At 58.7% G+C, this 11715-nt stretch carries 10 protein-coding genes; 1 reads left to right on the top strand and 9 read right to left on the bottom strand.

Going from position 1 to position 11715, the window contains the following annotated elements; genetic code table 11:
- Nucleotides 1-443 precede the first annotated feature (443 nt).
- From gyrB to AC2FNB_RS07285, 9 genes are all read right to left on the bottom strand, one after another.
- Entirely contained in the window at nucleotides 444-2861 is a 2418-nt protein-coding gene (gyrB, locus tag AC2FNB_RS07325; protein ID WP_480748959.1) for a DNA topoisomerase (ATP-hydrolyzing) subunit B, read from the bottom strand.
- 132 nt (nucleotides 2862-2993) lie between these two features.
- Nucleotides 2994-3614 (bottom strand): LysE family translocator, encoded by a 621-nt coding sequence (locus AC2FNB_RS07320; RefSeq protein WP_480748958.1) that lies wholly within the window; start codon nucleotides 3612-3614, stop codon nucleotides 2994-2996.
- Entirely contained in the window at nucleotides 3611-4711 is a 1101-nt protein-coding gene (gene recF, locus AC2FNB_RS07315; RefSeq protein WP_496745400.1) for a DNA replication/repair protein RecF, read from the bottom strand. Before recF ends, AC2FNB_RS07320 begins: the two co-directional genes overlap by 4 nt.
- A gap of 59 nt (nucleotides 4712-4770) precedes the next feature.
- Nucleotides 4771-5892 carry a DNA polymerase III subunit beta gene (gene dnaN, locus AC2FNB_RS07310; protein WP_480748956.1) on the bottom strand — a complete coding sequence of 374 codons (1122 nt, stop codon included), beginning with the start codon at nucleotides 5890-5892 and terminating at the stop codon, nucleotides 4771-4773.
- Between the two features lie 217 nt (nucleotides 5893-6109).
- Nucleotides 6110-7492, bottom strand: a complete 1383-nt coding sequence (gene dnaA / locus AC2FNB_RS07305) for a chromosomal replication initiator protein DnaA (protein WP_480748955.1) — start codon at nucleotides 7490-7492, stop codon at nucleotides 6110-6112.
- Nucleotides 7493-8037: 545 nt separating this feature from the next.
- The gene (gene rpsT, locus AC2FNB_RS07300) at nucleotides 8038-8301 is read right to left on the bottom strand and encodes a 30S ribosomal protein S20 (protein WP_480748954.1); all 264 of its coding nucleotides are present in this window, start codon (nucleotides 8299-8301) and stop codon (nucleotides 8038-8040) included.
- Nucleotides 8302-8524: 223 nt separating this feature from the next.
- Nucleotides 8525-9301 carry an acryloyl-CoA hydratase gene (gene acuK / locus AC2FNB_RS07295; protein WP_480748953.1) on the bottom strand — a complete coding sequence of 259 codons (777 nt, stop codon included), beginning with the start codon at nucleotides 9299-9301 and terminating at the stop codon, nucleotides 8525-8527.
- Between the two features lie 66 nt (nucleotides 9302-9367).
- Nucleotides 9368-10219 carry a bifunctional DNA-formamidopyrimidine glycosylase/DNA-(apurinic or apyrimidinic site) lyase gene (mutM, locus tag AC2FNB_RS07290; protein ID WP_496745397.1) on the bottom strand — a complete coding sequence of 284 codons (852 nt, stop codon included), beginning with the start codon at nucleotides 10217-10219 and terminating at the stop codon, nucleotides 9368-9370.
- Nucleotides 10212-10889: a hypothetical protein gene (locus tag AC2FNB_RS07285; protein WP_496745395.1), complete on the bottom strand. Its 678-nt coding sequence runs from the start codon at nucleotides 10887-10889 to the stop codon at nucleotides 10212-10214. The genes mutM and AC2FNB_RS07285 overlap by 8 nt, the downstream gene beginning before the upstream one ends.
- 78 nt (nucleotides 10890-10967) lie before the next feature.
- Between AC2FNB_RS07285 and ubiE the strand changes: the two genes are divergently transcribed.
- The gene (gene ubiE, locus AC2FNB_RS07280) at nucleotides 10968-11714 is read left to right on the top strand and encodes a bifunctional demethylmenaquinone methyltransferase/2-methoxy-6-polyprenyl-1,4-benzoquinol methylase UbiE (RefSeq protein ID WP_496745393.1); all 747 of its coding nucleotides are present in this window, start codon (nucleotides 10968-10970) and stop codon (nucleotides 11712-11714) included.
- Nucleotide 11715: the final 1 nt, after the last annotated feature.

The raw sequence follows: 11715 nt of genomic DNA, 5'->3' as shown, positions 1-11715 counted from the left end.
ATTGGGACCAACAATTGACCGTCGATCAATTGTTCATAGGCGCGACCCCTTCCGTCGGAGCCAATCCTGCTAACAATCAATTCTAGCAAACCTGTTGATTGGCAGGGAAAATACGACCCCGCCAAAACTCACCAAGACATGCCCCATGTCGCTTTTCATTCAGAGAATCTCCGCATTCCTCGAAATACTCCACCTGGACACGGTGCCCTGTCGTGGCCAGGGCATTTCGTGATCCGCGAGCTTGAAAAGTGTGTCGAGAACAAGAGCCCGATATCGCCGGATACTGGGAATGAACATATCGCGCGAGGAACTGTTCGCTCTCATCTGGTAGAAGCCGACCATCGAGGTCGCGCATGATATCAAAAACCCACAGCGCAAAACTATGGGCAAACTACGCAAACTTATAAGGTGCGCGACGTGTTATGCACAGACCTACAATAAGCTCAGAAATCCAAATTCTCCACGCTAAGTGCGTTTTGCTGAATGAATTCGCGGCGGGGTTCGACTACATCGCCCATCAGTTTGGTGAACAGATCATCAGCTTCGACCATGTCGTTAACCCGGACCTGCAGCAATGTGCGCGCGTCGGGGTCGAGCGTGGTCTCCCACAGTTGATCCGGGTTCATTTCGCCCAGACCTTTGTAACGCTGCAGCGACAGGCCCTTTTCGCCCTCATCCAAAATCGCCTTGAGCAGCGACAGCGGCCCGTGAATCGCCTGCGAGCGGTCGCGGCGGATCAAGGTGGCGGGAGTGTTATAGATCTCTTGAAGGCTTTGAGTGAAGCTGCCTGTCTTGCGCGCCTCGCCCGAGCGCAGCATCGGACCATCAAGCGTACGCACCTCTTCGACGCCGCGCAGAATGCGGGCCAGACGGATGCCGTGATCCTGAGTTATCCGGCCCTGCCAGCCGCGCTCGTATTCCAGTGCGATCAGATCCAGACGAGCGGCAACCTTGTCGGCCACGCCCTGCAGGTCCGCATCCACCGCGCCGGGCACAAAAGCGCCGGCAACGGCAGCCTGTTCAAGAATATGGCGCGGATAATGCGTCGGGAACGCATCCAGAACGCGTTTCAACTGGCGCGCCTCGTCCACAACACGGGTCAGGTCTTGACCGATGATTTCTTCGCCGGTGCCCAGTTTCAGCACCGCGCCCTCGACACCCTGATGGATAAGATAGTCATCCAGCGCTGCCTGATCCTTGAGGTAAACCTCGGACTTGCCGCGCGATACTTTGTAAAGCGGCGGCTGCGCGATATAAAGATAACCACCCTCGATCAGTTCCGGCATCTGGCGATAGAAGAAGGTCAAAAGCAGCGTGCGGATATGCGCACCGTCCACGTCCGCGTCGGTCATGATGACGATCTTGTGGTAGCGCAGCTTGCCGATGTTGAACTCGTCCCGTCCGATGCCGGTGCCCAGCGCCATCACGAGGTTGCCGATTTCCTGACTGCCGAGCATCCGATCAAACCGCGCGCGTTCCACGTTCAGGATCTTGCCGCGCAGGGGCAGCACCGCCTGCGTACGCCGGTCGCGGCCCGTTTGTGCCGAGCCACCGGCCGAGTCCCCCTCGACCAGGAACACTTCGGTTTTCGCCGGGTCTTTTTCCGAACAATCTTTGAGCTTCCCTGCCAGATAGTTGACATCCATCGCCGTTTTGCGCCGGGTCAGTTCCCGCGCCTTACGCGCGGCTTCGCGGGCCAGTGCCGCCTCGATGATCTTGCCGACGATCTGCTTGGCTTCGTTCGGGTTCTCTTCGAACCACTCGGCCAGTTTCTCGTTCACCAGGTTCTCGACCGCCGGGCGCACCTCGGAGGAGACCAGCTTGTCCTTGGTCTGGGACGAAAATTTCGGATCAGGCACTTTGACCGACAGAACACAGGTCAGCCCCTCGCGCGCGTCATCGCCGGTGAAGTTGATCTTTTCCCGCTTCGCGATGCCGCTCGACTGGGCATAGTTGTTGATGGTCCGGGTCAGAGCGCCGCGAAATCCCGCCACATGGGTGCCGCCGTCACGCTGCGGGATGTTGTTGGTAAAGGGCAGCACCGTCTCGTGATAGCTGTCGTTCCACCACATCGCGATCTCGACGCCGATATCATCGCGCTCGCCCTTGAAATAGATCGGGGCGGGCATGACCGGGGATTTGGACCGGTCCAGGTATTTGACGAATTCGCGCACGCCGCCCTCATAGAACAGCTCGGTCTCGATCCGCTCGGCCGGGCGCTCGTCGATCAGGATGATGCGCACGCCCGAGTTCAGGAAGGCCAGTTCGCGCAGACGCTTTTCCAGCGTCTCGAACGAGTATTCCAGGTTCGAAAACGTCGAGGTCGAAGCCAGGAACCGCACCTCGGTTCCGGTCCGGTCGCCGCAGTCGCCAACGACTTTCAGGTGCTCGGTCGTCTCACCGCCCTCGAATTTCGCGAAATGCTCCTTGCCCTTGCGCCAGATGCGCAGTTCCAGCCAATCGGATAGTGCGTTCACCACAGAAACACCCACACCATGCAGACCGCCTGAAACCTTGTAGGAATTCGAGTCGAATTTGCCGCCAGCATGCAGTTGGGTCATGATGACCTCGGCTGCGGAAACGCCTTCTTCGGCGTGAATGTCCACCGGAATGCCGCGCCCGTTATCGGCCACGGATACGCTGGAATCGGCGTGGATTTTCACGGTGACATGGTCGGCGTGTCCGGCCAGCGCTTCGTCAATTCCGTTGTCCACCACCTCATAGACCATGTGATGCAGGCCCGAACCGTCATCGGTGTCGCCGATATACATGCCCGGCCGTTTGCGGACGGCCTCCAACCCTTTGAGAACCTTAATGGAATCCGCGCCGTATTCCTGCTGCGCCTGTGCGTCTTGGGACATGCCGTCTGTACCTATATTATTTTGGTAACTTATACGTTTTCTGGTGGGGATTGTCACGCGCTCCCACCAGATTTTGTGCATCGCAACCGTTTTTTGCACACAGCAATTCGGCGCGCGTTTCAGGCTGCATTTTCAGGTAAACGGAATGACCAGACCGACCGCGACAAGCATCGCGCCAGCGGTCAGATTCATTCGCCTCAACGCGGTCGGAGAGGCAAGAAGACGCCGCACCCGGTCAATGAACGCCGCCAGCATCAGATTGCCGAATAACGGCACCAACTGAGACACCAGAACAATGGCGGCAATATCGGGAAGCGTGACGGCGGAGAGGTCAAAAAAGCCGGGTAGAATGCCCATGTAAAACAGCACGGCCTTGGGATTGCCAAGGATCACGACCAGCCCCGCCAGAAACCCCGCCCACTTGCCGGGGCGGGTCATCCGGCTGTCGGCGTGCAAGGTCTGGCCGGCCTTGCGGATCGTCGCGATGCCCAGCCAGACAAACACCAGCACCGCAACGCCTTTCAACACGACCGCCAGTTGCACCGACGCCGCCGTGATCCAACTGACTCCGGCGATGGCCAGCACCGGCCACAGCATGTCGCCCACCACAACGCCCAGCGTCAGAGGCCACGCGGCCTGAAACCCGCCTGTCAGCGTGCGCGCGGTCAATGCCAGCCAGACCGGCCCCGGCGTCAGGAACAGAACGAAAACCGCACTGGCATAAAGCAGCAGATCCACCGTTGAGAGTGTCATGTCTGCAAAACCTCTGACACGCCTTCATGATCGTGAACCTCGATCATCTGCGCCCGCGCGCCCAGTTCTGCGAACAGTTCCGGTTCGGTCCCGGTCATCCAGGCCTGTGCCCCAAGGGCGCAAATCTCGTCATAAAGCGCCGCGCGACGCTCCGCGTCCAGATGGGCGGAAACCTCGTCCAGCAACACGATCGGGGGTGCGCCGACCAGGTCCGACAAGGCGCGTGCGTTGGACAGGATCAGCGACACCAGCAGGGCCTTTTGCTCTCCGGTCGAACAATCCTTGGCCGGAACCCCCTTGGCAGCAAATACGCCATAAAGATCGGTGCGATGCGGCCCGACCAGCGTGCGCCCGGCGGCCAGATCGCGAAACCGGCTTTCTGTAAGAGCGTCCCGCAGATCCGCAACCGTATCCGGCATTGCTCCTTCGGTTTGCACCAGCTCCAGTTCGGCCGAGGGAAACGTTGTTTCGGCCTGTGTCTGTGCGGTGCGGATGTGATCCAGCGCCGCAATCCGCGCCTGATGGATGCGGTGCCCGGCTTCGGCCATCTGGTCTTCCAGCGCACGGTACCAATGCGGGTCCCGCACGTTTTCCTTCAACAGTCGGTTCCGTTCACGCATGGACTTTTCATAAGCCAATACAGACTCGGCGTGATCGGGGTCAAAACTCAGCGTCAGCCGGTCCAGAAACCTTCGCCGCCCATCGGCCGCTTCGATCCAAAGACGGTCCATCGACGGGATCAGCCACACAACGCGCGCCAGCCTGCCCAGTTCGATCTGGCTGGCGGACTTGCCATCAATCCGAACCTGCCGCGCCGCGCCGCCCTCGGACCATGTTTCGACTTCGTATTGCCGCCCCTGCCGTTGCAACAGACCGGACAGTTTCCATCCCGGGGCCTCTGGTCGCCGCACCATCTCGGCGGCACTCGCTCGCCGCAGCCCGCGACCCGGCGAAAACAGCGATACCGCCTCCAGAATGTTGGTCTTGCCGGCCCCATTCGCCCCATGGATCGCCACCGGGCGTCCGTCAAGTGTCAACCGCGCCAGCTTGTGCGAGCGAAAATGCGAGACCGTAAGTTCGGTCAGGGCCAATCCCATGACCCCTCCCTTCATCTTTTCAAAAAAACTCCCGCCGGAGGCATCGCGCTTCAGCGCGATCAGACGCGCATCGGCATGACGACATAGACTGCGCTATGGTCGTTGCCTTCACGCATCAGCGTCGGATCTCCGGCCGAGTTGAACAGGAACACGGCGTTTTCGCGGTCCACCTGGCTGGCAATCTCCAGCAGGTATTTTGCGTTGAACCCGATCTCCAGCCGTTCGTCTCCATAGGCGACGGCCAGTTCTTCCTCTGCCGCGCCGCTGTCAGGGGCATTGACCGACAGGATCAGCTTGTCACCGTCCAGCTGCAGCTTGACCGCACGCGAACGCTCCGACGACACGGTTGCGACCCGATCCACAGCCTGCGCGAATTCAGCGGCATCCACTTCCATCTTGCGGTTGTTGGCCTGCGGAATAACGCGGGTGTAGTCGGGGAAGGTTCCATCGATCACCTTCGATGTCAGGGTGATGTCCGGCGTCGCAAAACGCACCTTGGTCTCGCTGACCGAAACCGCGATGTCCATGTCATCGTCTTCCAGAAGCTTGCGCAATTCACCCACGGTCTTGCGCGGCACGATCACGCCGGGCATGTCGGCGGCGTTTTCCGGCAGGTCGGCATCGATCCGCGCCAACCGGTGCCCGTCCGTTGCCACACAGCGCAACACTTTGCCGCCCTCGGAACCGTCAGCCACATGCATGTAGACGCCGTTCAGATAATACCGCGTTTCCTCGGTCGATATGGCGAATTTCGATTTGTCGAACAGGCGGCGCAGCAACGCGGCGGGGGCCGAGAAATTCGACTGGTATTCCGATGACGCCATCACCGGGAAATCTTCCTTGGGCAGGGTCGCCAGCGAAAAGTTCGATCGCCCCGCCTCGACTGTCAGGCGGCCTGCGGCGCTGTCGGCAGTCAGCGTGACCAGCGCCCCATCAGGCAATTTCCGCACGATTTCGTGCAGGGTGGTGGCTGCAACGGTGGTCGCCCCGGCACGTTCCACCTGGGCAGGCGCCTTGTCGACAACTTCTATATCCAGGTCGGTGGCGCGGAACTGCACCTGATCGCCGTCGGCTTCGATCAGAACGTTCGCCAGAATCGGGATGGTGTTGCGACGTTCCACAACGGACTGGGCCTGCGACACGGCCTTGAGCAATGTGCCGCGTTCGATGCTGATCTTCATACCCTCAATTCCTCTGACATAAGCCGGGATAGGCAAACTAGCGGTTTACCCCTGCGGCACAAGGTTTTTTTACGGATTTCTCGGCTGGAATGCACAAACCGTCAAGGGGCAGGTGACTTGCAGGGCACACATCTGTTGCAACCATGAGTCTATCCGCACAAAAAAACGCCCCGGAGCAGAACTCCGGGGCGCAAACCGAAACGAAGGTGAGCGGTGCTCAGGCTTCCAGCGCCCGGCGCAGCATTTCCACGTCTTCCGCGATCTGGCCGTCGGTCACTTTCAGCTCCTCGATGCGTTTGACACCATGCATCACCGTGGTGTGGTCACGCCCGCCAAAGCGGCGGCCAATCTCGGGCAGGGACCGGCTGGTCAGCTGCTTGCACAGGTACATCGCAACCTGGCGCGGGCGCGCATAAGACCGCAGGCGCTTGGGCCCGATGATGTCGCTGAGGCGGATGTTGTAATAGTCAGACACCTTGCGCTGGATTTCCTCGACCGTGATCTTGCGTTCCGAAGCCCGCAGCACATCGGCCAGGCAATCCTGAGTCAGTTCCATGTCGATCTCGCGTCCGACCAGCGAGGCAAAGGCAAACAGGCGGGTCAGCGCGCCTTCAAGCACGCGGACATTGGTCGAAATGCGATGCGCCAGGAACTCCAGAACACCATCGGCAATTTTCAGGTCGGGATATGTTGCGCGATGCATCTGCACCTTGTTTTGCAGGATGCCCAGGCGCAACTCATAATCCGTCGGGTGCAGATCCACGACAAGGCCGCATTGCAGGCGCGATTTGACCCGGTCTTCCAGATCCTTGATTTCCCCCGGCGCGCGGTCGGCCGAGATGATGATCTGTTTGTTCTGATCCACCAGCGCGTTGAAGGTGTGAAAGAACTCTTCCTGGGTCGAATCCTTGCCGGCGATGAATTGCACGTCATCCACCATAAGCACGTCGACGGAACGGAAGAGATGTTTGAAATCCATCATCCGGCGTTCGCGCAGGGCCTGCACAAACCGGTACATGAACTGTTCGGCGGACAGGTAAAGAACGTTCAGATCGGGCCGCTTGGCTTTCAGTTCCCAGGCGATGGCGTGCATCAGGTGCGTCTTACCAAGGCCCACACCGCCATAAAGGACCAGCGGGTTGAAGGTGACCGGCCCGCCTTCGGACACGCGGCGCGCGGCAGCATGGGCCAGTTCGTTCGGTTTACCCACCACGAATGTGTCAAAGGTAAAGCGGGTATCCAGCGGTGCGGCCTGCAGCGAATCCGCGACTGGATTTGCGATGCCATTGAATGCCGTTTGCATCTCTTCCTTCGCGACAGCAGGCTCTTCTTCAGGACTTGCAGGGCGGGCCGGGAAATTGGCCGCAACGCGAAACGCCAGACGCTTCACTGCGGCGCCGGCTGTATTCAGTTCATAAAGAATGAGGTCGGCAAAGTTCTGGCTGACGTAATTGCCCATGAAATTCGTCGGAACAGAAAAAACCGCAACCCCATCCTGCAGCTCCTGAAATTCCAGCGGTTCGATCCACGTGGTATAGTTGTTCTTTCCAACCGCCTTCAGCAACTTGTTGCGAAGCTGTCCCCATTTCTCTTGTGTCATCCAGCGCCTCACGCATCCCAATTGTTGGCTTTTCGCCTTATTCATCATCTTGTCCCCAGCGTTATGGGGTGGATTCACAAGCACAACAGTACCGTTTCGCCGAACAGAATCGGCGAAGATACCCTCCGGGTACGCAATAGCGCAGGCCGAATACTCCGACTACAACATCAAAAACACGAGTTGTGCCCGGAACTCAGGCCAACAGCTACTATCACAGTCTTAGACAGGGCTTGAATTTCGGTTTCCCGAAACTCCAAGCAGACCGGACCCGGCTTTGCGCCAGTATCCGACATTCGCTTCCGTCCTAACCTGATGCCCGTCAGGTTCGCCCGAAAACAGCCTGTCCCCCCAAGCGAGTGAATCGCTGGAACAGTGGTAGCAAGCCGAGGCGCGCGGCGGCAACGAAACTCTGGTATTGACTCGGATTTTTGTCGGAAAGAATCTCTGGGTTTCCTGAGGGCGCGGCTTTCCGGCAACAGCACGAAAAAAGGCGCCGCAGAATCGCGGCGCCCTCAAACTGAGAATCGTCAAAAGTTGACGCAGCGTTAGCCCAGCGCTTTGACGCGGGCCGACAGGCGCGACATTTTACGCGACGCGGTGTTCTTGTGGAAAACGCCTTTGGAGACGCCGCGCATCAGCTCGGGCTGAGCCGCGCGCAAAGCGGTGGTTGCGGCATCCTTGTCACCTGACGCAATTGCTTCTTCGACCTTGCGCAGGAAGGTGCGGATGCGCGAACGACGTGCTTTGTTGATTGCGAAACGCTTTTCGTTCTGACGAGCGCGTTTCTTTGCCTGGGGCGAATTTGCCATGTGTCTCTGACCTTTCGGTTCGGTTTGTCTCGGGTCGCGCACGGCAAATGCCGCACCGGGTCAGGGATCACGGGTGTGATTCTGGCCAAAGCGGGCCGCACGCGCATGTATAGCGGCGCTGACTATCCAAGTTTCCCCGGTTTGCCAAGTCGATTCTTGGGAAAACCGACCAAACATGAAAAAGGCGGGCCGTGGCCCGCCCGAATCGCCGATGACGGGTCTGTTATTTATCCCGGAACTGCGCGGTGCGTTTTTCCAGAAACGCGGTCATGCCTTCCTTTTGGTCCTCGGTCGCAAACATCGAGTGGAACACACGGCGTTCGAACAGCATGCCCTCGCTCAACGGCAGTTCATAGCTGCGGTTCACGGCTTCTTTCGCCGCCATCGCCGTCAGCATGGATTTCTCGGCGATCTTCTGTGCCGCGCCAATCGCTTCTTCGACGAGTTTTTTGGCAGGCACAACGCGGCTGACAAGTCCGGCGCGCTCGGCTTCTTCGGCATCCATGAACCGGCCCGTCAGGTTCATGTCCATCGACTTGGACTTGCCGACAAACCGGGTCAGGCGCTGGCTTCCGCCCATACCAGCGATGACGCCCAGATTGATCTCGGGCTGACCGAACTTGGCGGTGTCCGCGGCAATGATGAAATCGCACATCATCGCCAGTTCGCAACCGCCGCCCAGGGCATACCCGCCAACAGCCGCGATGATCGGCTTGCGGATCGCGGTGATCCGGTCATTGGCATCGGCAAACAGGTTGGTGGTGTAGACATCCACAAAACTCATCTCCGACATTTCCTTGATGTCGGCGCCCGCGGCAAAGGCCTTGTCCGAGCCGGTAATGACGATGCAGCGCACCTTGTCGTTGGCGTCAGCCTCTTCCAGAGCGGTGCACAGCTCTCCCAGAAGTTGGGTGTTCAAGGCGTTCAGCGCGTCCGGGCGATCCAGTCTGATCAGAGCAACGTGTTCGTCGATTTCGACGATGATCGTCTCAAAGGCCATGTGGCATATGCTTTCGGTTGTTCCGTTCAGGGATGATTCCTTACCACGCGAGAATGCGGGATCAAGCTATCTTTGGCATTGCGCGCAGTAAAAGGACGATCGGCCGGATTGGGTGATTCTCTTGATTTCACCGGTGCATTCCGGTGTCCGGCAGGGCAGTCCCTCGCGCCCATAGACATCAAAGCTGTGCTGAAAATATCCAAGCTCTCCATCAGCTTGCCGGAAATCGCGCAGGGAAGATCCGCCCGCCTCGATGGCCTCCTGCAATACCTGCCGAATGATCGGGACCAGCGCCGCGACGCGATCCTTGGAAATTTGCCCGGCCTTGCGACGTGGCGATATCCCGGCGCGAAACAATGCCTCGCAGACATAGATATTGCCCAGCCCCGCGACGATTCCCTGATCCAGAAGGGCGGATTTGGCCGGTGTGTTCTTGTTGCGGAACGAGTCGACCAGGTGCTGCTCGTGAAAGTCGTTGCCAAGCGGTTCCGGGCCAAGAACGGCCAACAGCTTGTGCGCCTCCGACTTCGCAGTCGGCATCAGGTCCATCGCCCCAAAGCGGCGTGGGTCGTTAAAGGTGATCCGCGCGCCGTTGGCCATGTGGAACACCACGTGGTCATGTTTTTGCAGTGCGGGATGATCATGCGCGAATTGCCCCAGCGGATCGCCCGAGACCGTCATCCGGCCCGACATGCCCAGATGGATCAGCAGCGTCTCGCCGCTTGCCAGATCGGCCAGGATGTATTTCGACCGCCGCCGCAGTCGTTCTACCCGCTGCCCGCTCAGCCGTTCGGCCATCCGTTCGGGGAAAGGCCAGCGCAGATCCGGCCGGTTCACATCCGCCTTTTCGATCACCACGCCCTCCATCGCAGGGCTCAGGCCGCGTCTTACTGTCTCGACCTCGGGCAGTTCAGGCATCTTGGATCGCCCTTTTCGGCTTGTTGATCATTCGCAACATCATAGCCAATTTAGGATCTTTCTGCGCCAACTTCTCCAAAAGCTGCCCATAGCCTGACATCCGAGAAACTACGCGGATTTTCTGGCCATCCCGAAATTCAAGATACACGCCCCCTGCAATGGTCTTGCTGATCGGTCGAACCTTGCTCAGCTTTGACAATGAAGCAGACACAACGGGGCGAAACAGCGCACGCTTTTCGATGGTTTCGCCGTCATACTTAATGCGCGTAAAGGAAAACATGATGAGCCACATGCTCATCAGGCTGAACATCACACCCGCGATTACTGAAACCCATGCTCGGGCGTCCTGCAGTCCTTTGGATGCAACGAATATGGCCCCGCCACCAAAGAACACCAAACAGAACAATGCTATGGGAATGACCTTTATCGGCCGCATGATCAGAATTTCTGTATGGCCGATTCCCGTAGGATGCGAGCGTTTTCCCCGCTTGGCCGCAATTTCCCATCCAGCATAGTTCTGTTTCTGAGATCGATTCAGCCCATGTCGGATCAACCGGTACTTCATCCAGGTTATTAAAAGCCCAACAAGAAATATCCCTGTGAACAGCTTCGGATTCGACTGAAAAGCCTGCTGAATGGAAAGAAGGCTCTGCCCAAAGTTTTCAAACATATGACCGCGATGTTTTGTGCGTTTGTGAATCTGAGGCGGACGCTATATCTGGGGCACAAGTGAATCAAGGTGCCCGACATGTCAGAAGACAAGACCACCCATTTCGGCTTCGAAACCGTCCGCGAGGCCGACAAGGCCGGGCGCGTGCGGGGCGTGTTCAACTCGGTCGCCTCGAAATACGACGTGATGAACGACGTCATGTCGATGGGCATCCACCGGGTCTGGAAGGACGCGATGATGGATTGGCTGGCCCCACGCCCCGGACAGCGCCTGCTGGATGTGGCGGGGGGTACCGGCGACATCTCCTTCCGGTTTCTGAAGCGTGCGGGCCACGGACATGCCACCGTTCTGGACCTGACCGAACCGATGCTGGTCGAGGGTCGCAAGCGCGCCGAGGCCGAGCAGATGGTGGCAAGCCTTGACTGGGTGGTGGGTGACGCGATGGCGTTGCCCTTCGACAACAACACATTCGATGTCTACACGATCTCGTTTGGCATCCGGAACGTGACCCGCCCGCAAGACGCTCTGAATGAGGCCTATCGCGTGTTAAAGCCCGGTGGCCGCCTGATGGTGCTGGAATTCAGCCAATTGCCCAATGATGTGCTGCAAAAGCTCTACGACCTATACAGTTTCAACGTCATCCCGCGCATGGGCAAGCTGATCGCCAATGACTATGACAGCTATCAGTATCTGGTGGAATCGATCCGCAAATTCCCGGATCAAGAGACCTTTTTGAACATGGTCCGCGCAGCCGGTTTCGAAAACGCCAAGTACCGCAACCTCAGCATGGGTATCGCCGCGCTGCATTCGGGCTGGAAGATCTGAC

The sequence above is a fragment of the Ruegeria sp. BHSB058 genome (assembly GCF_059613285.1).
Note: the sequence above shows the minus strand (reverse complement) of the source record. Positions and strands in the feature narration are given on the sequence as shown.

Coding starts and splice junctions, on each gene's coding strand:
- gyrB (WP_480748959.1), bottom strand. CDS start 2,861: ATGTCCCAAGACGCACAGGCGCAGCAGGAATACGGCGCGGATTCCATT.
- AC2FNB_RS07320 (WP_480748958.1), bottom strand. CDS start 3,614: ATGACACTCTCAACGGTGGATCTGCTGCTTTATGCCAGTGCGGTTTTC.
- recF (WP_496745400.1), bottom strand. CDS start 4,711: ATGGGATTGGCCCTGACCGAACTTACGGTCTCGCATTTTCGCTCGCAC.
- dnaN (WP_480748956.1), bottom strand. CDS start 5,892: ATGAAGATCAGCATCGAACGCGGCACATTGCTCAAGGCCGTGTCGCAG.
- dnaA (WP_480748955.1), bottom strand. CDS start 7,492: ATGACACAAGAGAAATGGGGACAGCTTCGCAACAAGTTGCTGAAGGCG.
- rpsT (WP_480748954.1), bottom strand. CDS start 8,301: ATGGCAAATTCGCCCCAGGCAAAGAAACGCGCTCGTCAGAACGAAAAG.
- acuK (WP_480748953.1), bottom strand. CDS start 9,301: ATGGCCTTTGAGACGATCATCGTCGAAATCGACGAACACGTTGCTCTG.
- mutM (WP_496745397.1), bottom strand. CDS start 10,219: ATGCCTGAACTGCCCGAGGTCGAGACAGTAAGACGCGGCCTGAGCCCT.
- AC2FNB_RS07285 (WP_496745395.1), bottom strand. CDS start 10,889: ATGTTTGAAAACTTTGGGCAGAGCCTTCTTTCCATTCAGCAGGCTTTT.
- ubiE (WP_496745393.1), top strand. CDS start 10,968: ATGTCAGAAGACAAGACCACCCATTTCGGCTTCGAAACCGTCCGCGAG.